This is a genomic window from Ornithinimicrobium jinqii (assembly GCF_045032595.1).
Classification (GTDB): domain Bacteria; phylum Actinomycetota; class Actinomycetes; order Actinomycetales; family Dermatophilaceae; genus Ornithinicoccus.
This window is the reverse complement of the sequence record NZ_JBJFZS010000033.1, coordinates 25101-45836: the sequence shown is the minus strand read 5'-3', so window position 1 is coordinate 45836 and position 20736 is coordinate 25101. Positions and strand designations below refer to the sequence as shown.

Genomic DNA, 20736 nt, shown 5'->3' with positions numbered 1-20736 from the left:
TCATCGTGATGCTCCGTTCGAGAGTGCTGTGGAAGGTTCACTCGAAGGATCACGCGGTGACCGCGCCTACATCAGCAGGACACGCTCACCACCGTGGTCGTCGTACACCACTCTGGTGGACTCCACTCGGTGGTGTGGCCACCAGCCTGCGGTGCCACGCCCGTGCTGCGGCAACGTACTGGCGCCGCGAGGAGCCCTCGCCACCGCGACTCAAGGGCACGGTCACCATTTCCCGCACGGCTCAGGGGAGTAGCGTCAGTCACTCGGGCATCCTGCGAGTTGCCGCTTGCACCGCCTCCGGAAAGGAGGGCCCAGACGGGGTTGCACGTGGCCACCAGTTGGCCACCACAGCATCGCCAGCGCCGGTGGGGCCGAACAGCCAATGAGGACGGTCAACGGCCCCGCGGTCGGCCTGTGGAAACCCGTGCGGCGTGACTCGCTGTAGGTCGGGCCCTGCGCCCGCCGGCTGTCCGCATACACGGGGCATCAGGGGAGGGCGACGGTGTCGGTCGCCCAGCCTGCGGTCGGTTCTTTGAAGGCATTCACTTTGCTACTTCGAGCGCTCTGCCTTCAAGGAGTTCGGCCCGCCCGTCTCCAGGAGACAGGTTCCGTACATCGCTGTCACGCCGATCAGAGGGAGTTGGCCACGCTGACACGGCCGACAGAAGTCCCGACGGCGGTATCGCGGACAAGTCCACCATTTCCGCACCTGATGGACGGCATGGCAAGGGCTCGGGTGCGCATCGCGGTGCGCCGTCAACTCAGGCAATGACGCTGGTCGGTACGTCCACCACCTCCACCTGGACGCCAGCGGCAGCAAGAACCGCCGCCAGCGGGCTGTCCGGCTCTCGGGTTGTCACGAGGATATCGACGAGGGACAGTTTCCCCAACGAGTAGCTGGACTCTCGTCCGAGCTTGGTGTGATCAGCCACAAGGACGACCTCCGACGCCCGCGCGATAAGTGCTCTCCGAAAAAATGTCTCATTCACCTCGTGAAAGGTCACACCTCGAGCGACGCTGAGGCCACCGCAGCCAAGAATCACTTTGTCCAGAGCGTACGGCTCAAGGGCCGCTCCGGTGTCATGCGGAATTATCGACCCCTCGGCATTGATCTGACCGGCGACACACAGTCGCTGGACCGACGTGTTCCGCAAGACGTGCAGTGCTTCGAGGGAGTTGGACAAGACTGTGACACTGCCCCGGGAATTGAGCTCCTGGGCGACGGCCGTGCACGTGCTCCCGACATCGAGGCCCAAGAATTGGTCGTCTATCACGGACTGGGCGACCCAGCGAGCCATCGCTCGTTTCTCTTCGCGCATGACACCGGCCCGGACAGACGGCTCTTGTCGGCTCGTCGCACCACCGTGCACTCGGTTGATCAGTCCGCGGCTACTCAGGTCTGCCATGTCGCGCCGGACGGTCATCGGCGACACTCCGAGCGTCATTGCGAGGGCACTCACGTCAACCCGCCCCTCCCGGCTGATCGCTCGCAGGATGACCTCTTGCCGCGCTGTCTTACTCGTCGCCATCAGCGTCGTCCACCTCTCCCCGGGCTGCGCGAACGAAGAAGTCAACGCTTCCGATCTGCCCGCCCTTGAGGACGACCTCCAAGCCTCTGTCCTCGCTGATGCCGTGGACCAAGCACAGACAGGTGTCCCGGTCGAGGACCGCCAGAGTCGTCAAGTTGGTCGCGCTCAGGCGGGTGAGGACATCGCCCGAGGTGTCGCCACCAGCGATCACGAGCCTGGCAAAGCGACCTAGCGCTGACCGGACAATGTCCGCGAGCCCTCGAGGGACGCGATCGACCAGGTCAGCCCGGTGGACGTCCGCCGCCGACGTGGCGCCACTGCTGTGCACCAGCACGTGCTGGCCGCGATCAAGCAACCGGCTGGCCTCCGCTGCCACCGCCGCCGCGGGTTGCTCCGGGTCCCAGGTGAGTGTGGTCCACTCGACCAGGTCGGCGACGTGGTCGATCTGGGCTGCTGTGAGCTCCGAGCACGAGCCGGCTACCACAAGGACCGGCCCGGCCGAAGCCTCTGCTTGCGCGTGGTGCATCGACCCCTCCTGCCACCCCAACCCGGCAGCGACGGCCAGGGTGGCCCCACCGGAGCCGATCACGTATGCCGGATGATCGTGGGTCAACACTAACCCGTGGGTCGCGAGGTCTTCGGTGCGCACCACGTCCAGAACGACAAGGCGGCGCCCCGCGTTCGTCTCTCGATCCCAGGCCGCACTGAGGGTCTCGTCCTGGCGCATGTCCTCCAGTGTGATGCTCCCGACGTCCTGGCCGATCTGCTCGGCGAAGTGCAGGCGCAGGTCCGCCTCGTGCATTGGAGTGCTCGGGTGGTTGGCCATCGTCGGTTGTCGGTCCAGGCGGTAGACGGTGCCCCTGTCGTTGGCGAAGTGGTGCGCGAACGCTGTGTAGCGCCGTAACCCTGGCTGACCCACGAGGAGCGCGACCCGCCCAGCACCGCGTTGCAGGAACTGCTCGAACGGGGGTCTTACCGAGCCGCGGGTCGGAGAGGAGTCGGCCGTGCTGCAGATCTTGTACTGCACAACCCGTGGTTCTGTCCTGGCGGCATGCTCCAGGATCCGGAACAGGCCGTCCTCGACCTCGGTCGGCGCTGAGCTGCGGAACGTGGTCGCGACACCCGTGCACGCCCGCAGTTCGCTGCGGTCGGCCGCCAGGAACGCTTGCTCCGACAGGAACATGGTGGCTGGCTGGCCGTACCGAGCCGCCTGGAGCAGCACGTCGACACCGCCGGTGAAGTCGTCCGCGACGAAGAAGATGTCCATCAGCGGCGCTCCGAGAAGTGCTCCACCGCTCTGGCGAGTTCGGGCTCACGCGCTGCCACATCCTCCAGGGGCGTGCCGGCTATGGCGGCGTCCCACGCCAGACGGAGGCTTCGCACCCCCGCGACCGGGCCGTCGGGGTGCCCGTGGATTCCTCCACCGGCGAGCACGAGCAGGTCCTGGGTGTCCAGTGCCTGGTAGGACTCGGCCGCGGTGAGGACCGTCTGAGCCGAGGACAGCACAGGTAGCACGGGAGGGGACACTGGATCCGGGGCGGTCAGGGCCTCCACCGATCCGCAGATGCTCGCGGTGTGCTCCCAGAACTTGCTGCGTAGTCCTCCGACGTGCACCTGATCGGCTCCGAGGAGTCGAAGTACCCTCGCGTAGGCGCGGAAGGACACGCCGACGTCCGCGGAGCGGTCGAGCGCGCCCCACCCGGCACGGTGGGCCTGTAGCACCAGGGACGTGTGGCGTCGCACCTCGGCGAAGGCCTCCAGCCCGACCCAGGGGACGACCACCATGGCGGTGGTACCTCCGAGCGATTCGATGTGCTCTGCGGCACGTCTCATGTGCTCGACCGTGCCCGTGATGTTGTAGGCGTACTGCGTCCCGGGGTTGCCCCGCCGCCCCAGCTCGGCCTGGACGCGGGTGACGCGGTCCAGCAACGGGGCGTGGGGCAGGTCCGCATTGAGCTCGTCGTCCTTGACGAAGTCGAGGCCGGCGGCGGCCAGGACGCCGGTGAGTTCGCTGATCTGTCCGTTGTCCAGGCCGATGGACGGCTTGACGATCGTGCCAAGCATCGGCCCCTCGGGCCGCTTCATCGCCTGACGGCTGCCAGGAACGCCGTGAGGCATCGGCCGCTGGATCCGCCGAGCCAGCGACTCGGGGATCTCCACGTCCTCCAGGCGCACGCCGGCGAGTGCCTTCAGCTCGAACAGGTTGCCGGCGACGACTGTCATCAGGTGGCTCGCCGAGGCGCTGAAGTTGCCTGCCGGATAGGCCACGCGCACGTCGTACTCGGGCACCTGCCTGGCGCCATCGCCCCGATCGTAAGCACGTGCCGCTCCCCGGCCCCGCCCCGTCGCGCGCACGTCCAGCACCCGGGCACCGAAGGTCTCCTGCAGGGCCGGTGTGTCGCCTTCCACACGTGTGAAGGTGCCCGCGGACTGCTCACCGGCGAGCACCAGCGCGGCTGCTTCTGGGTCGCCGTCAACCGCCACGCTGTAGGTGGCGACGACGTAGGTCTGGTCAATCACGATCCACTCCCTGCTACGTGCGAACGAACATTGACTCGCACACGAACGCTACACCCACAGGCGGGTTGACGCAGGAAGCAAACGTTGCTACGGTCCAGAGAGATGTTCGATCGAACAGTCGAACTGCTACCCAGTACACCGCTGTATCCGGAGTAGATTGCGAGGAGTCCGTTGCAGGCCATCGAATTCGCCCAGAACGGCACCGCCAGCGTGGTGGACATGCCCAGGCCCACCGCAGGCCCAGGCGAGGCCGTCGTCCGGGTCACGTCGGCCGGAGTCTGCGGGTCCGACATCTCCGCGCTGCACGGGACACACCCGTTCCGCAAGCCTCCGCTCATCAGCGGACACGAGGTCGGCGGTGTCATCGAGGAGATCGGGCCCGATGCGCCAGAGCCCCTGAAGGTCGGCGCCCGGGTGGTCATCGATCCCCAGTGGCCCTGTCAGACGTGCGAGCTGTGCGTCCGCGGCGACTATCACCTGTGCACCGACAAGACCATGCTGGGCGTCCCGACGTGGCCCGGTGGTCTTGCGGACCTCGTGAAGGTCCCCACGTTCACGCTCGTCCCAGCGCCCGACTCACTGGACTCCAGCCTTCTGTCGTTTGCGGAGCCGGTCGCAGTCGCGGTCCACGCGGTCCGGCGCGCCGGGCAGCTGGGCGGCGTCCGCAAGGCGCTCGTGCTCGGCGGTGGCACCATCGGCACGCTGATCACCGCGGTCCTGTCGACCCAGGCTCCGCACCTCGACATCACCGTCGCCGAGCCTCGCCGGCCCCTGCACGACCTGCTGAGCACCGCCGGGGCCACCACGACCGTGGAGGACGCCGAACAGCTGCCCGGCAGCACCTACGATCTGGTGTTCTTGGCCGCCGGTGTGCCGTCCCTGGTCGGCACTGCCGTCAAGAGCGCGGCCACCGGAGGAACCGTCGTCCAGGTCGCCGTGTTCGGCTCGGCCCACCCCACTCCGATCGGTGACCTGCAGATCCGTGAGATCACGATGACCGGCACCGCAACCTACACCAAGGACGACATCGCCGCAGCTCTGCAGGTCATCGAGGCCAAGCCCGACCTCGTCCAGCGCATGGTCACCTTCACCGAGGACTGGACCGACGCCGCGCGCCTGATCACCAAGTTCGCCGCCGAGGGCCCCGGTGACGTCATGAAGCTCATCGTGCGCCGGAGTGCCGAGCAGTGAAGCGGATCACCGACTTCGTCGCCAACACATTGCTCCTGGTCGCCGGCACGCTGATCACGATCTCGACGGTGTCCCTCCTCATCCAGGTGGTCAGCCGCTACTTCCTCAACTCCCCGACCGTGTGGTCAGAGGAGCTGGCCATCTTCTGCTTCGTCTGGTCCACCATGCTCGTGGTCCCGGTCGCCTTCCTGCGACGGGAGCACATCGTCATCAGCTTTGCCGTCGACGCCCTCCCACACACTCTGCAGCGCATCGTCAACCCACTGACGGACCTGGTCAGCGCGGTGACGCTCGGCGTGGTCGGCTTCTATGCCGTGCGGCTCTTGTCCGCGGCCGAGCGCCAGTCGATGTCCGGCCTGACGATGCTGTTCAACACCACCGTCCCGCTCAGCTACCTCTACCTCGCGGTGCCTGTCGGGTGTGCCCTGAGTGTTGTCCTGATCATCTACCGCATCGTGGTGCCGATCCCCGTGCCGGACCCCGTCGCTCATGCCATTAAGACTCCAGAGACGGATATCTGAACCATGCCCGTGATCCTTGGTGGCGGCTTCGCCGCCCTCCTCCTCATCGGGGCTCCCGTCGCGATCGCCATCGGCGCCGCCAGCCTGCTGTCGATGTGGCTCTCCGGTGGCATCCCGCTCGAGATCGGCGCCCAGCGCCTCGTTGCCGGACTGCGCAGCTTCCCCCTGATGGCCATCCCGCTGTTCGTCATGGCAGGTGCCCTGATGAACAGCGGCGGCATCACACGCCGGCTCATCGACTTCGCCTACGCGGCGGTCGGCAGCATCCGAGGAGGCCTGGCGGCCGTCAACATCCTCACCAACATGATCTTCGGCGGCATCTCGGGATCATCGGTCGCCGACGCGTCTGCCACCGGCAAGATCCTCATCCCGCAGATGGTCGCCCGCGGCTACCCCGCGGGGTTCGCCGCCGCACTGACAGCCCTCGCCTCCACCATCGCCGTGATCATCCCCCCGAGCATCAACCTGATCATCTACGGCGTCACCGCCGAGGTCTCCATCGGGTCGCTGTTCTTCTGGGGCCTGTACATCGGCCTCGGATTCGGGGCCGTCTACATCCTGACCGCCTACGTGATCGCCCGGGTCAAGGGCTACCCCGCCGAGGACCGGGTCAGTTCTCGGCAACTGTTGCGGAGCACCAAGGACGCGTTGTTGGCGCTCCTCATCCCGATCGTCGTGCTCGGGGGGATCCGCTTCGGCGTCTTCACAGCCACCGAGGGCGGCGCCGTAGCGGTGCTCATCGCACTGATTCTCGGCGGGCTCGTCTACCGCGAGCTGACCTGGGGCAGGATCAAGCATGCGATGACCGAGTCGCTCATGCTGATCGCAGCGATCATGCTGATCATCTCCATGGCACAGCTCTACTCCTGGGCCCTTGTCACCGGCGGCATCCCGAGTCTCATCGCCGACTTCGTCCTCGGGATCAGCGCCAACCCCGTGGTGATCCTGCTCGTGGTGAACGTCCTGTTCCTGTTCATCGGGATGGTCCTGGAGGGCAATGCGGCGATCATCATCTTCACTCCGATCCTGCTTCCGGTCGCGGTCGCCGTCGGCATCGACCCCATCCACCTGGGACTGATCATCGTCATCAACCTGGCGATCGGGCTGCTGACCCCGCCCGTGGGCATCTCGTTGCTCATCACCACCCGGATCGCCGGGGTCCCACTGCACGAGTCCGCGCGTGCGGCCCTTCCGCTGCTAGGGGTCGCCCTCGGCCTGCTGGCCGCCGTGACCTACATCCCGTTCCTGTTCTAGAAGCCCTACCCAAAGGAAACCCCATGAAGAACCGTTATGCCCTTGTCAGCGTCCTCGCTGCTGGTGCCCTCGTCACCACCGCCTGCGGCGGCGACAACGGGGAGACTGCAAGCGAAACCGGAAACGAGGAGGCTGGAGGCGCAGAGAACGTCACCCTGCGTCTTGGCCACTCCTACGGCCCGGACAGCCTGGAGAACCGCGCCGCCGAGCGCCTCGCGGACAGTCTCGAGGAGTCGTCCGACGGGCAGCTCACGATCGAGGTCTTCCCCTCCTCGCAGCTCGGCAGCTGGGAGGAGATGCAGGAGGGGCTGGAGCTGGGCTCCGTGGACATCGTGATCGAGTCGATCGGTTCGCTGGAGCGCTACTCCGACCTGGCTGGCATCGAGGGTGTGCCATTCCTGTACGAGGATGCCGACCACTACTTCAGCACCTGGGACAGCGACCTGGGCGAGGAGATGATCCAGGCCATCAAGGAGGACTCCGGGTTCTACCTCGCTGGTCACATCTACCGGGGGCCGCGGGTGCTCAACAGCACCATGCCCATCAACAGCCTCGAGGACGCCAAGGGACTGAAGATCCGCGTGCCCAACCAGGAGACGTACATCCGCACCTGGCAGGCCCTCGGCACCGCACCCACCCCCCTGTCCTTCAACGAGGTGTTCTCCGCACTCGAGCAGGGCGCCATCGAGGCTCAGGAGAACCCGGTCAACGTGGCCCGCTTCAACTCCTTCTACGAGGTCGCGCCCTACATCGCGCACACCAACCACCTCTACGGCAGCAACCACTTCCAGGTGTGGGCCGAGACCTACGACGGCTGGGACGAAGAGACCCGCACCCTCTTCGACGACTCTGTCGCCGAGGTCTCCGAGTGGGCTCGCGAGGTGGCCGTGACGGAGGAGGCCGAGAACATCGCCTTCCTGGAGGAGAACGGTGTCACGTTCGCCGACGTCGACCGCGAGAAGTGGGTCGCGGCCACCAGTGATGTCGTCAACGACGCCGACCCGCAGGTCCAGGAGTGGGTCGAGCAGATCCGCGAGGGCTGATGTCGGCACACGTGAGACGGGGAGCCGTCGCCGACGACTTCACCGGAGCGACCGACCTTGCCGGCAACTGGACGGCCCGAGGCCTCCGGACCTCGGTGCTGCTCGGGCTACCGGACGACACGACGGCGACCGAGGTCAAGGAGGACGACGCCGTCGTGGTGGCGCTCAAGACAAGGTCGGCACCTTCCGCGGTCGCCCGCGACCAGTCCGTTCGGGCGGGACGATTCCTCTTGGACCTGGGAGTCGAGCAGATCTACGACAAGTACTGTTCGACGTTCGACAGCACGCCCGAGGGCAACATCGGTCCAGTGATGGACGAGCTCCTGGCGCTGACCGGCGCCTCTCGGGCGGTCGTCGTCCCCTCCTTCCCGGACAACGGGCGGACCGTCTACCAGGGGCACCTCTTCGTCGGGTCGCAGCTGCTTCACGAGAGCCCGATGAAGGACCACCCGCTCAACCCCATGCGGGACTCGTCCGTGCCACGGCTGCTCGACCCGCAGTCCCGGCACTCGACCGGTCTGGTCCCGCTGCAGGTCGTTCACGAGGGCCCGACGGCGGTGCGTCGGGCGCTGGAGCAGCAGGAGGCGGACGGGCACCGGCTGGTGGTGGTGGACGCCGTGACCAACGAGGACCTGACCGTGATCGCCACCGCGACGCAGGACGACCCTGTCGTCACCGGCGGCTCTGGGCTCGCGCTGGGCCTGCCCGCTCGACCGAGCGAGCCGCGCCTGCTCCCTCGGGTCCCTGGTCACCGCATTGTTCTCTCCGGAAGCGCCTCCCGGGCCACTCAGCGTCAGGTGGCGCAGGCCCAACCGCACATGCCGTACGCCCGGCTCAACGTCGCTGCATACGTGGAAGACCCGGACTCGGAGGTCGATCGCATCGTGGAGCTCGTGCAGGACGCCTGGCGTCGGGACGCGGACCGCCCTGCGCTCGTCTACTCGGTGAGCTCCTCCGACGATGTCTCGACCGCGCGCGCCCTGGGCGAGAACGTGTCACAGCGGATCGAGACGGCGTTCTCGGATCTGGCCATGGCGCTGTCGGAGGCCGGCGCTACCGAGTTCATTGTCGCCGGAGGTGAGACCTCTGGCTCGGTGCTCGAGTCCCTCGGTGTCAGGCGTCTGGAGGTTGGGCAGCAGCTGAGTCCTGGAGTGTCGTGGCTCGCTGGAATGACCTCGGGGGGTCGGCGGCACAACTTCGTCCTGAAGTCCGGGAACTTCGGCACCGAGGACCTCTTCGTGACCGGGTGGAACGGACTGATATGAGTGATCTGCTGACCGAGGCGTGCCAGGGCGGACGCCGCCTGGAGGAACTCGGACTCTCCCCCGGCTCTTCAGGGAACATCTCCGTGCGCATCGGCGACCACGTCCACATCAGCCCCACCGGGCAGCCGCTCGGTGGGCTGGTGAAGGACGGGCTGGCCGTGATGGCTTTGGGGCCTGACGGACTGGAGCACGTCTCCGGGCCACGCCCGTCCAAGGAGCACGGGCTGCACGGTGCGCTCTACCTGCGTGATCCCGAGGCCCTGTGCGTGATCCACCTGCATTCCACCCACGCCGTAGCCGCCTCGTGCCTGCCCCCGTGGACGGAGCACAGTGCGCTGCCCCCGCTGACGCCGTACCTGCTGATGCGAGTGGGCAACCTTCCGCTCATCCCCTACCACCCGCCCGGCGACGCCGCCCAAGCGCAGCTCCTGCGCGAGCTCAGCATCGAGTGCCACGGGGCGCTGCTGCAGAACCACGGCCCGGTGGTCGCCGGGCGCACCGTCTCCGAGGCGGTAGATCGAGCCATCGAGATCGAGCTTGCGGCCCAGACGACGATGCTGGTGGGACAGGTCCCAGGTGTGCGTGTGCTCACCGACCGTGAGACCGAACACCTGACTTCGGCCTACCAGCAGCCCTGGAAGGTTGCGCTGTGAGTGTGCAGGGTCCGCCCATGGACCAGGTCCGGTGGGTGGCGAACCTGAGCGTGCTGTTCACCGAGCTGCCGCTGCTGGCGCGCCCCGCGGCGGCGCGGGCGGCAGGCTTCACCGAGGTGGAGTACTGGTGGCCTTTTGATGGTCAACCGCGCCCCTCGCAGGATGCGGTCGACGATCTTGTCCAGGCGATCAGCGCTGCTGAGGTGCAGCTCACCGCCATGAACCTGTATGCCGGCGCCATGGCGAAGGGGAACCGCGGAGTCGTCTCCCACCCCCACCGGGGACAGGACTTCCGGGACAGCGTGGACATCGCCATCGGCATCGGATCACGACTGGGCACCCGACTCTTCAATGTCCCCTACGGGCGCCGGCTGACCTCAGTCTCCGAGCAGGAGCAGGACGCGGCCGCAACCGAGGCGCTGACCTTCGCCGCGCGCGCCGCAGAGGCGATCGACGCCACCGTGCTAGTCGAGCCTCTCAGTGGCTTCCCGGACTACCCTGTCAAGACCAGTCGCGCTGCGCTCGAGGTCATCGACCGGGTCCGCCGCTACGTCGACCCAGCCAGCATCGGGTTCCTCCTGGACCAGTACCACCTGGCCACCAACGGGGAAGACGTATTGGCGGACCTGGAGTTTGTCGTGCCCTACCTCCGCCATGTACAGGTCGCCGACGTTCCCGGCCGAGGTGCGCCCGGGAGCGGTGACGGTGCGGTCAAGCGCTTCGTCGGGGAACTCCTGGCGAAGGGATACGACGGCGCGGTGGCGCTGGAGTTCGTCCCGAATGGCAGCACAGAGGAGTCGTTGGTCACTTGGCGAACTGAATTCGATCTCACCTAGTCCGGAGCTCACGACGCCCTCATCTTCGAGTCAGGCACGCGATGGCAGGAAGGGCGCTGCCCCGTCTCGGAACACTTCGATCGGGGGGCGGGCCAGCCGTTGCGATACCTGCCAAGCCCCAGCGCGGAAGCGACCACGAGGTCGTCCACAGCAGCTCCTGGCGACGGAGAACAGGTAGTCCCAAGGAGCGACTCGGACAAATTCAGTGTTGACCGTTCGGACATATGCCGTTCCCCAAACAGGATGACTAGAAATGGAGAAGTTGATGCACACTCGGACTCTTGGGCAGGGACTAGAAGTCTCAGCCATCGGACTGGGCTGTATGGGCATCTCCTCGAACTACGGGCCCACGGCGGGCACCCGTGGCGACATGATCACCCTCCTGCGTCATGCCGTCGAACGGGGGGTAACGATGTTCGACACGGCCGAAGCATACGGCCCTTACGTCAACGAGGAACTGGTGGGCGAGGCGCTCAAGCCGCTTCGTGCCGAGGTGCAGATCGCCACCAAGTTCGGCTGGCAGATCGAGAACGGCAAGAGCGTCGGCCTCAACAGCCGACCTGAACAAATTCGAAACGTCGCGGAGTCCTCATTGCGGCGGCTCAAGACCGAGACGATTGACCTCTTCTACCAGCACCGCGTTGATCCGAACGTTCCGATCGAGGAGGTGGCGGGCACCGTCGGGATGCTCATCCAGGAAGGAAAAGTCCGCCACTTTGGCCTATCGGAGGCATCAATCTCGACCGTTCGACGGGCGCATGACGTGTTTCCCGTCACTGCACTCCAAAGCGAGTACTCTTTGTGGACTCGCGATCCAGAAGCCCAAGTTCTCACGACCCTCGCGGAGCTCGGTATCGGATTCGTCGCTTTCAGTCCGTTGGGCAGAGGATACTTGACAGGGACGGTCAACTCCAAGACTCGTTTTGCAGAAGGCGACATACGTGCCACTATCCCTCGTTTCTCAGAGGAGAACCGTGCTGCGAACCAAACGCTGATAGACCAGATCGCACGACTCGCCCACGAAAAAGGGGCGTCGCCGGGACAAATAGCTCTAGCGTGGTTGCTGGCACAACATCCTTGGATTGTGCCGATCCCCGGCACTCGCCACATTTCCCGCCTCCAGGAGAACAGTGACGCAACCCGGGTGCCACTGTCTGCGGACGAGCTTGCAGAGCTTGACACGCTAGCTCAGCGGATGGGTGTGCACGGCGACCGCTATGACGACGCGCTCGCAAGCTATGTGGACCGAAGCTAACGGTCCGCCGGCTACGCTGCGCTGCGGGGGTCAGTGCCGAGCACGTCGCTATAGCAGCCATGGACCCCCACGGATTACCGGATCGTCGAGATTGTCGCCGTGTGGCGCGGCCAGCACATACCTCTCTACGTGCTAGCACCATGCAGTCACTGTCGCGAGTTCATCCGCCAGTCGTCCCTGGATTCTCGGCATGGAGGCCCCCTGCGACGAGCCCGCCCTGCCCCGACTGCTCCCTCAGCGTAGGGGGCAAGGGGGTGGCCACTCGATCGCCGCGCCACCGCACGGAAGTGCCGCGTCCGGCGCTTCGTTCCCTCGGAGGCCGGGAGTGTCGGGCCTCGACAATGGAGGTCACGGCCCTGGGTTCACCGAGCATCGTTGCCCCCTCAGCCCGCAACGGTAGGAGTAGCCACATCCGAGGGCTCCCTGGCTCCCAGGTGCGTTCGCCAGCATGGTCCAACTCCCCCGAAGAAGCTGGAGCGGGCGCCGTGATCCGTCAATAGGTCGGCGTGACCCGCGTTGGCACGGCGCATCGACCACCGGGCTCTCGTCGATGCCCTACCGTCTGTGAATGAGTGCTGGGACGTCTTCGGTCACCCAAGCGACGGGGTCGTGCCGAAACCGCGAACTGACTCAGCTCGCGTCGCGCCACTACAGGCAAGAAGGGTACCCAGTGACCGTCGCCATCGACGTTCAACACCGGCACGTCATCCTCACGCACGCGTGTGGACCACTCGGCAGGGCATCAACGTGATCTCAGGGTTGGCTCGTCCGTCCATGACCGACGAGCTGGCCGAGCAGATCCTGCAGTGGCACAAGTGGCTGGACCAGCACCCCGAGCGTGCGTGGCAGGAGCAGGTCACCACTGCATACCTCGTCCACCAGTTGGAGTCCATGGGGGCACGGTGCCACCAACTGGAGGGTCGCACCGGGGCGATCGTCGAACTTGGGGCCGGTCCCAGATGGGTCGCTCTTCGCGCTGACCTGGACGCGATCTGGATGGGCGGGGAGGACGGGTACGCGGTGCACTCCTGTGGCCACAGCGCCCATATGGCGATCGTCCTCGGCGCCGTCCACCTACTGACGCAGGCCGACCTGCCCGAAGGGGTCGGCGTCCGAGTATTGCTGCAGCCTGCGGAGGAGCCAGGCACCGGCGCACTCGACCTGATTCGGCGGGGGGCACTGGAGGGGGTGTCGCACCTCTTCGGCCTCCACCTGCGGCCCGCCGACGAACTTGGCAGCGGCGACTTCGCCCCGGCCCTGCACAGCGGCGCATCGGAGACCGGCCTCGTCACCGTCGTTGGCCAGGACGCCCACGGGGCTCGGCCGCACCAGGGATGCAATGCGATAGACCCTTTGGTGGCGCTCCACCAGGTGCTACCCACTCTGCGCTTCGCCCCTGGGGAGTCCTACTCGGCCAAGATCACGCGGATCCGCGCCGGCGGCGGCAGCACCAACGTGATCCCGGGTCGGGCCGAGTGCGCGATCGACCTGCGCTCCCAGCGCAACGAGGTCTTGCGGAGCCTGCGGGAAAGGATCACCGCCGCGGCAGCGGGCATTGCCCTCACCTATGACGTGGAGATCGCCATCGAGTGGTGCGAGGACACTCCCGGCGCCGAGGTGCACCCCGAGGCCGCAGAGATCTTCGCATGGGCGATCCGGGACGTAGCCGGTGAGGAACACCTCGCGCCGGAGATCGTCACCCCCGGCGCCGACGACTTTCACCACTACTCTCAGGGCCGGCCAGAGCTGCGGAGTGCCATGCTCGCGGTCGGTGTGGGTCTGCGACCCGGCCTGCACCACCCGGACGTCACCTACGACACCGCGCCACTGCTCACAGCCGCCGAGATCATGGCTCGTGCTGTTCTTCTGGCTGCTCAGCCTCCCCTGCACATCTGACCGCCTCACGTCCCCGCACAGCTCGGTGAGGAGCAGTCCGACGATCTACGGGGCGCACAGGGCCGGAGGTTGGTCACGCTACGGCGGGCAGCCCGGGTCGTCTCGGCCGGTCCAGGGAAGAGAGTGTCTCGGCCACCCTCTCAGGGTCGGACCTCCACGAGGTTGCCCTCCCGCAACCCGTCGATGACATTGTGGTCGACCCGGATTCCCAGGCCTGCTCGCGTAGGCAGATGCACGATCGGCGGCTCGTAGGCGAGATCGCCGACGTCGCGACGGAACAGCAGGGGCCCGGTCAGCTCGGTGGACGTCACGTGTCGGCGTGCACCTGCCACCTGAAAGCCGGCGGCGGAACCGATCGAGGACTCGACCATCGACCCGATCTGCACGGCCAGACCGGCGGCCTGGGCCGTGGCGATCATGGCGAGTGCCGGTTGGATGCCTCCCGTCTTCATCAGCTTGATGTTGACCGCGTCCGCGGCGCGCTGTCGGATGATGTCCAGCAAGGACCGCATGCCGTGCACGGACTCGTCGGCCATGACGGGGATGGACGTTGCGCTCCGCACCTCCGCCAGCCCGGCGACGTCGTCCATGTAGACGGGTTGCTCGACCCATCGGATGTTGAGGCCCTCCAGCTGGCGGATGGCGGGGACCGCCACTGCGGGGGTGCCCCAGTGCTGGTTCACGTCGACGCGCACGCTCGCACGGCCGGCGAGGGCCTCGCAGACCGCGCGGATCCTGGCGATGTCGGTCCGGACGTCCTCAGCGCCAACCTTGAGCTTGATCTCCTCGTAGCCTTCTGCGAGCGCCGCTTCGGCAGACTCCGCCATGGCGGTCGGCTCCCCGAGGCTGATGACGCGCGGGTAGGTGGGTGCCTGACTGGGGTGGCCACCCAGCAGCCGGTGCAAGGGCATGCCGGCGTCCTGGGCGAGGAGGTCCTGCAGAGCGATGTCGACGGCCGCCTTCGCGGCGCTGTTGCCCCTGAGGGCCGCCGACATGCGGTGGTGCACGAGGTCGATATCTCCGGCATCCTTCCCGAGCACGACCGGCACCAGCAGGTGCTCCAGGATGTTCGCCGTCGCTCGGGCGTGCTCGCCCGTCACGGTCTCGTCGGGGACGGCTTCGCCCCAGCCGATCTGGCCGGTGTCGGTCTCCAGCTCCAGGAGCACGGACGGCATGTGATCCCAGCGTGCGTAGGCAACGACGAACGGTTGGCGCAGCGGCAGACGGACCCGGTGTATCCGTGCCCTCACGACGTGCATGGCTGGGCCTGCCGGTCCGGCTCGACATCGGGGGGCCGCAGGACGTAGGAGGAGTCCGCGAAGTCGATGATCTCCCAGCCCTCTGCCATGAGGTCGCCGAGGACCATCCGGACGGCGTCGCGCCATTGCCGTGCCACGTGGGGGTCCTTCGCGCGGAGTATGTCGATGTCCCTGGGGATGGCGACCCGGCAGTGCCTGTTGGGGGTTGTGCTGCTCAGCACAGGTTCGCCGGATGGACCGACGGAGAGCACCGCTGCGGCGGGGTCGGGCGCCGCGGTGGCCGTCCCCCCTGCTTCTGGGGCTTCGAGGTCCCAGTGCACGAGGAGACGGTCGGAGCCGAACTGGCGGTTCAGGCCGTCGCGGAGCTGTCCGTAGTAGTCCCGGTGGTAGTGGATGGGTCGGGCCGCGAGCCGGTGCACGTTCAGCCTGGCGTTGCGGGCCTGGAGCGGGTCGAAGGTCCATCGGACACCGGTGATGTGCCGCTCGAGACACCACACCCGTTGGTGATACTTCAGGGCGGTGCCCGTTCCCGCGGCTGCCGTGCTCGGGTCGACGCCGGTGACGTGGGAGTACAACGTGGTGGGGAACGGTTCGCAGCGAAAGCCGGCTGTCGCCCCCACAAGGGTGCCGTTCCGGTAGGCACCGGCCACGTAGTTGCCGGTGCGACCCAGGGCTGCGAGGAGGGACACGTCCAGCTCGACCGAGCCTGGTGGGTGCCTCCAGACGCGGGCCAGGAGGGCCTCGACGTCGGCCAGGGCGGAGGTTCCCAGCACCGGGCGTACCGTCACGTCGGCTCGCTCCGAGGCGACCTGTGACGCACGGAGCGCTGTTGGGAACTGTCTCGAGGCCCCGTTCATCGATGCGGTGCTACGGGAATCCGGGTGTACGGGTCGGTGCACGGGCGGCCCAGGCACAGGTCCATGCTCCTGTTGACCGGGTCGAAGATAGCGGTGGAGATGGTCTCGGCCTTGAGGTCCTTCCCGTGCTGGCACAGTGAGCCGGCGCGCGTGGTCGAGTTCTCGAACCCGACGTGCGAGCCCGCCAGTTCCCGGACGGCGACGAGGGCGGCGTCCGGGTCGGACGCGACGCTCGCGGTCTTGGAGAGGTGGTCCGCGACGACCGTGGCACGGGCCCGCGAGTTGGCACCAGGCGTCCCGTCTTCTGGTTCGAGCAGGCAGGCGGACAGGACGGGGTGGATGTGGTGGTTGGTGGTGACCACACCGTTGCCGCCCGGGTCTTGGCCGGGACCGGCCCTGGCGACGACCTTGGTGTGGCGGTAGCCGCACTCGACGACGGCGGCGCTGCCTGCGCCGTCGAGGAGGGTGAGGTTCCCCAGTCCCATCTGCGGGGTGCGCCCCAGGTAGTCCAGGGCCTCCTCAGTGGTAGCGCACAGCTCCAGCAGGTGCATCATCGAGGCGAACCGGGGAACTCCTGGACCGACGTCGCTGGAGGGTACGTGCGTGTCGGCCACGCACAGCCCAAGGGCATTCATGCCGGAGGAGTGCACGCCGGGGGCCCCGGCGGTCGTCAGGGCGACCCACGGGTGGCCGGACTGGGGGCGCACCCGAAGGACGGTCTGCATCGGCAGGAAGTGGCGGTCGTTGTCGCGGTTCTTCACCAGGAACGGGTGCTCCCCCGTCACCGCGAACGTGGTGCATCCCTCCGCCGGCCCGCGGGTACGCGCGAGGCTGCGCAGGTAGGTGCCCAGGACGGCTGTCAGCAGACTGTCCCGCGGGATCTCGTAGACCTCGGCCATGCCCTCGATCTGCTCCAGCGTGCCCGGGGTCAGGTCACGCCAGGCGGTGGCCACCTCGTCGATCCTCCGTCGAACGGTCTCGTCGTCCGAGGGGTAGTCGGACACCGCAGCCTGAGCCCACTGGAGAACGTCGTCCCGCATGGCCAGGGATCCGCGGGCGTGCTGGCGGCCGATCTCCAGGTTGCTGCCGTGCGCGTCGATGATCAGCGGTTTCATCCTGGGTTCCTTACGTCAGGAGGAGAACAACGGTGACGTGGGCTCACACCGGCACGTCGTCGGTCCGCAGCTTCTCGTGGCGCGGGTCGAGGGCGTCGCGCAGTGAGTCACCCAGGATGTTCACGGCGAGCACGATCCCGAAGATCGCCAGTCCGGGCAGCGTGGCGAGCCACCACGCGCGCGTCAGGTAGGCGCGCCCGTCGGACAGCATGGCGCCCCAGCTGGGCTCGGAGGCTGAGGCACCCAGTCCGAGGAACGACAGGGATGCCTCGGTGACGATGACGACGCCCACCTCCAGGGTCGCTACGACCAGGATGGGCGCCATGCAGTTGGGCAGGATGTGCTTGAGCATGATCGTCATCGGGCTGGCTCCCAGCCCGCGGGCCGAGAGGACGAACTCGCGTTCTCTCAGCGACAGGGTCTCGCCCCGGACCAGGCGCGCGTAGAGCACCCAGCCGGTGATCACCAGGGCGATGACGATGTTGTCCAGGCCTCGACCGAGCACCGCGACGATGGCGATGGCGAGGAGCAGGAAGGGGAACGCGAGCCACGCGTCCACGATGCGCATGAGCAGGCTGTCCACCCACCCGCCGACGTAGCCGCTGACGAGTCCGACGGCGATCCCGATGACGGCTGAGAGCAGGACGGCGCTGAAACCCACGATCAGCGAGATCCGGGTGCCGTGGATCAGGCGGGAGAGGACGTCCCGGCCCAGGCCGTCGGTCCCCAGCAGGTGTCCTTCCGACAGCGGGGGCTGCAGACGGCCCGCGAGATCCTGCAGGTTCGGGTCCTGCGGAGAGATCCACGGCGCGAACATGCCGACGAGGACGAAGAGGACCACGACCGCCAGGGCGGACATGGCGAGCCAGGAGCTGCCGAGGAACCGGAAGAGCTTCTGCAGACCTGTCATCGGGAACCACCCCCCGTGAGCTTGACGCGTGGATCCAGCCACGCTTGCATGATGTCGGTCAGGAAGTTGACCAGGACGAAGAGGACGGCGAGCACCAGGACGGCGCCCTGAACGAGGGGGAAGTCGCGGTTCTGGATGGCGTCCACGACCAGCCGTCCCAGTCCAGGCCACCCGAAGACGACCTCGATCACGATGGCCCCACCCAGGAGTGAGCCGATCCGCACGCCCATGACGATGACCGTGGCCGGCAGGGCGTTGCGGAGCATGTGCCGCAGGACGGTGGAGAACCTCAGCCCGCGTGCTTTGAGCGCGTCGACGTAGTCCTGGTTCTTGACCTCGAGGAGCCCCGACCTCAGCACGCGGGAGAGCGTGGCGGTGATCGCGGTCCCCAGGGTGACGGCTGGGAGCGCGATGTGGACCAGTCCTGACCTGAAGGCGCCCCAGTCGCCCTGCAGCACGGCGTCGACGAGCACGAACCCCGTGATCTGCGTCAGGCCGGACCCGGCGCCTATCCGCCCGCTGGAGGGCAGCCACTGCAGGCCGACCGAGAAGACGAGGATGAGCATGATCCCCAACCAGAAGCTGGGCATGGAGATGCCGAACAGGGCAAGGACGCTGCCGCCCCGGTCCCAGACGCTGCCCTGGCGGAGGGCCGAGACGACTGCGACCGGGACGGCGATGACGACCGCGACCACCAGTGCGGCCAGCGTCAGCTCGACCGTCGCGGGCACGGTCGAGGCGATGATGCCCGAGACGGACGTGCCACGGCGGATGGACGTGCCGAGGTCGCCCTGGAAGGCACCCAGCATGTAGTTGAAGTACTGCTGCACCAGTGGCTGGTCCAGCCCCAGCTGCTGGCGGTACACCTCCCGCTGCTCGGCACTGACGTTCTCGCCGGCGAACATCACGTCCACCGCGTCCCCGGGCGTGATGTGGATCAGCGAGAAGACGATGATCGACACGCCGAAGAGCACGAGGACGGTCTGCCACAGCCGTCGGAGGATGAACGCAAGCATGACGCTCCCTGCTGTCGGAAGGTGCCCGGCCGCGGCCGGGTCCTGATACGGGCTAGGCGGCGATCAGGAGTCCAGCGACACGCCTGCGACGTTGAACCGACCGATCGGGGACGGCTCCCAGCCCTGCACCCGGGTCGAGACGCCGTAGATCTCCTCGGGGTTCACCAGCGGGACCCAGGGCGCGTCGTCCATCACGATCTGCATGGCTTCTGCGTACAGCTGCTCGCGCTCACCCTCGTCCACCGTGCTGCGGGCCGAGACGATCAGCTCATCGAGGGCGTCGTTGGTGTACCCGGTGTAGAAGGCGCCCTCACGGGAGGGGCTCCAGAAGTGCCTGGCCATGATGACGTCGGCGTCGCCCTCGGCCACTCCCCAGGAGGAGACGTATGCGGTGCTGGCGCCGGACTCGACCCCCTCCACGAACGCCTGCTCCTCCACGACGTTCACCTGGGCGTCCAGGCCGGCGGTCTGCAGCTGACCGGCCACTGCCTCGGCCAGCATGCGCGTGGACTCGGTGGAGTCGATCTCCACGCTGCCCTCCACCGCTCCCAGCACCTCGGCCGCGGCGTCGGCGTCGAACTCGTAGCCCTCGATGCCCTCGGTGTAGCCGACCATCTCCGGGAAGGCCGGCTGGTCCAGGGCCCGGGCCCGCCCCTCGTAGAGAGCGTCGACCAGCGTCTGCTTGTCCACCGCCTGGTTGGCGGCGACGCGGACCTCGAGCTGGTCGAACGGCGCCTCGGTGACGTTCATCGCGAGGAAGAAGATCCTCGTGCCCGGCACGCTCACGGCCTCCGTCTCCCCGCTGAGCTCACCGCTGAGGTCCGGGGGGATCTCCGCAGCGATCTGCACGTCGCCGGACTGCAGCGCAGCCATGCGCGAGGAGACCTCTGGGATGGGTCGGAAGATCAGGGTGTCGACCGAGGGCGCGCCACCCCAGTAGTCCTCGTTCGCGGCCAGGGTCACCGCCTCGTTCGGGACCCAGTCACCGAACGTGAACGGACCGGTCCCGACCGGGGAGGAGGCGAACTCCTCGTCACCCACCTCGGCGACGTACTCCGAGGGGACGATCTCGTTCACGGCCAGCCCGGCCAGGAGCGTGGGCGCCGGGTTGGCCGTCGTGATGAGCACCGTGTGCTCGTCCTCCACCTCCACGCTGTCGATGACCTCCAGCATGGACGCCCGGGGGGACGCCTGCTCAGGGTCCAGGATGCGCTCGATGCTGAACTTCACGTCCTCGGCGTCGAACGGCTCACCGTTGTGGAAGGTGACGTCCTCCCGCAGCTGGAAGCGCCAGGTGAGGTCGTCGACCTGCTCCCACTCGGTCGCCAGCTCCGGTACCGCGTTGAGGTCCTGGCCCTGGTTGACGAGGGACTCGAAGACGGTGTGGATGACGTTCTGGGTCGGACGGTTGCGGTGCATGTGCGGGTCCATCGTGAGGATGTCAGAGCTCTGCGCGATGACCAGCTGACCCGACGCTCCGCCCGCGGCCTCGGTCTCACCACCGGCCTCGTTCCCGTCGAAGGTCTCGCCGTCGCCGGAGCAGGCGGTCAGCGCCAGCCCGGCGATGGGCAGCAGTGCCAGGCGGCGGAGCAGTGAGTGGCGTGAAAGGTTCATGT

Annotated in this window: 18 protein-coding genes; 9 read left to right on the top strand and 9 right to left on the bottom strand. The window is 67.4% G+C overall.

What is annotated here, in order from left to right; translation table 11 throughout:
• Positions 1-761 precede the first annotated feature (761 nt).
• Genes ACI3ET_RS14860 through ACI3ET_RS14850 form a run of 3 tightly spaced genes read right to left on the bottom strand, consistent with a single transcriptional unit; the run spans position 762 to position 4049 of the window.
• Complete coding sequence (locus ACI3ET_RS14860; RefSeq protein ID WP_405033853.1) at positions 762-1529, bottom strand: DeoR/GlpR family DNA-binding transcription regulator; 768 nt, start codon at positions 1527-1529, stop codon at positions 762-764.
• Complete coding sequence (locus tag ACI3ET_RS14855) at positions 1516-2796, bottom strand: four-carbon acid sugar kinase family protein (RefSeq protein WP_405033852.1); 1281 nt, start codon at positions 2794-2796, stop codon at positions 1516-1518. Before ACI3ET_RS14855 ends, ACI3ET_RS14860 begins: the two co-directional genes overlap by 14 nt.
• The gene (locus ACI3ET_RS14850; RefSeq protein WP_405033851.1) at positions 2796-4049 is read right to left on the bottom strand and encodes a RuBisCO large subunit C-terminal-like domain-containing protein; all 1254 of its coding nucleotides are present in this window, start codon (positions 4047-4049) and stop codon (positions 2796-2798) included. Before ACI3ET_RS14850 ends, ACI3ET_RS14855 begins: the two co-directional genes overlap by 1 nt.
• A gap of 219 nt (positions 4050-4268) precedes the next feature.
• Between ACI3ET_RS14850 and ACI3ET_RS14845 the strand changes: the two genes are divergently transcribed.
• From ACI3ET_RS14845 to ACI3ET_RS14805, 9 genes are all read left to right on the top strand, one after another.
• Complete coding sequence (locus tag ACI3ET_RS14845; protein WP_405033850.1) at positions 4269-5240, top strand: zinc-dependent alcohol dehydrogenase; 972 nt, start codon at positions 4269-4271, stop codon at positions 5238-5240.
• Positions 5237-5761 (top strand): TRAP transporter small permease, encoded by a 525-nt coding sequence (locus ACI3ET_RS14840; RefSeq protein WP_405033849.1) that lies wholly within the window; start codon positions 5237-5239, stop codon positions 5759-5761. Before ACI3ET_RS14845 ends, ACI3ET_RS14840 begins: the two co-directional genes overlap by 4 nt.
• Before the next feature lie 3 nt (positions 5762-5764).
• The gene (locus ACI3ET_RS14835) at positions 5765-7015 is read left to right on the top strand and encodes a TRAP transporter large permease (RefSeq protein ID WP_405033848.1); all 1251 of its coding nucleotides are present in this window, start codon (positions 5765-5767) and stop codon (positions 7013-7015) included.
• 23 nt (positions 7016-7038) lie between these two features.
• Positions 7039-8058, top strand: a complete 1020-nt coding sequence (locus ACI3ET_RS14830; protein ID WP_405033847.1) for a TRAP transporter substrate-binding protein — start codon at positions 7039-7041, stop codon at positions 8056-8058.
• A gap of 11 nt (positions 8059-8069) precedes the next feature.
• Complete coding sequence (gene otnK / locus ACI3ET_RS14825) at positions 8070-9323, top strand: 3-oxo-tetronate kinase (protein WP_405033846.1); 1254 nt, start codon at positions 8070-8072, stop codon at positions 9321-9323.
• Positions 9320-9976, top strand: coding sequence for a class II aldolase/adducin family protein (locus tag ACI3ET_RS14820; RefSeq protein WP_405033845.1), 657 nt, complete (start codon positions 9320-9322; stop codon positions 9974-9976). The genes otnK and ACI3ET_RS14820 overlap by 4 nt, the downstream gene beginning before the upstream one ends.
• A gap of 17 nt (positions 9977-9993) precedes the next feature.
• Positions 9994-10812, top strand: coding sequence for a TIM barrel protein (locus ACI3ET_RS14815; RefSeq protein WP_405033844.1), 819 nt, complete (start codon positions 9994-9996; stop codon positions 10810-10812).
• 265 nt (positions 10813-11077) lie between these two features.
• Entirely contained in the window at positions 11078-12067 is a 990-nt protein-coding gene (locus ACI3ET_RS14810) for an aldo/keto reductase (RefSeq protein WP_405033855.1), read from the top strand.
• A gap of 774 nt (positions 12068-12841) precedes the next feature.
• The gene (locus tag ACI3ET_RS14805) at positions 12842-13963 is read left to right on the top strand and encodes an amidohydrolase (protein ID WP_405033843.1); all 1122 of its coding nucleotides are present in this window, start codon (positions 12842-12844) and stop codon (positions 13961-13963) included.
• Between the two features lie 140 nt (positions 13964-14103).
• On the opposite strand, the gene ACI3ET_RS14800 is transcribed toward ACI3ET_RS14805, so the two are convergent.
• The 6 genes from ACI3ET_RS14800 to ACI3ET_RS14775 all read right to left on the bottom strand — a co-directional run bounded on the left by ACI3ET_RS14800 (position 14104) and on the right by ACI3ET_RS14775 (position 20734).
• Entirely contained in the window at positions 14104-15222 is a 1119-nt protein-coding gene (locus ACI3ET_RS14800) for a mandelate racemase/muconate lactonizing enzyme family protein (protein ID WP_405033842.1), read from the bottom strand.
• Complete coding sequence (locus ACI3ET_RS14795; protein ID WP_405033841.1) at positions 15210-16010, bottom strand: hypothetical protein; 801 nt, start codon at positions 16008-16010, stop codon at positions 15210-15212. Before ACI3ET_RS14795 ends, ACI3ET_RS14800 begins: the two co-directional genes overlap by 13 nt.
• A gap of 65 nt (positions 16011-16075) precedes the next feature.
• On the bottom strand, positions 16076-17194 hold the full coding sequence (locus ACI3ET_RS14790; RefSeq protein ID WP_405033840.1) for a C45 family autoproteolytic acyltransferase/hydolase: 1119 nt from the start codon (positions 17192-17194) through the stop codon (positions 16076-16078).
• 43 nt (positions 17195-17237) lie between these two features.
• The gene (locus ACI3ET_RS14785; RefSeq protein ID WP_405033839.1) at positions 17238-18104 is read right to left on the bottom strand and encodes an ABC transporter permease; all 867 of its coding nucleotides are present in this window, start codon (positions 18102-18104) and stop codon (positions 17238-17240) included.
• Entirely contained in the window at positions 18101-19120 is a 1020-nt protein-coding gene (locus ACI3ET_RS14780) for an ABC transporter permease (protein ID WP_405033838.1), read from the bottom strand. Before ACI3ET_RS14780 ends, ACI3ET_RS14785 begins: the two co-directional genes overlap by 4 nt.
• Positions 19121-19183: 63 nt before the next feature.
• The gene (locus ACI3ET_RS14775; protein ID WP_405033837.1) at positions 19184-20734 is read right to left on the bottom strand and encodes an ABC transporter substrate-binding protein; all 1551 of its coding nucleotides are present in this window, start codon (positions 20732-20734) and stop codon (positions 19184-19186) included.
• Positions 20735-20736 lie beyond the last annotated feature (2 nt).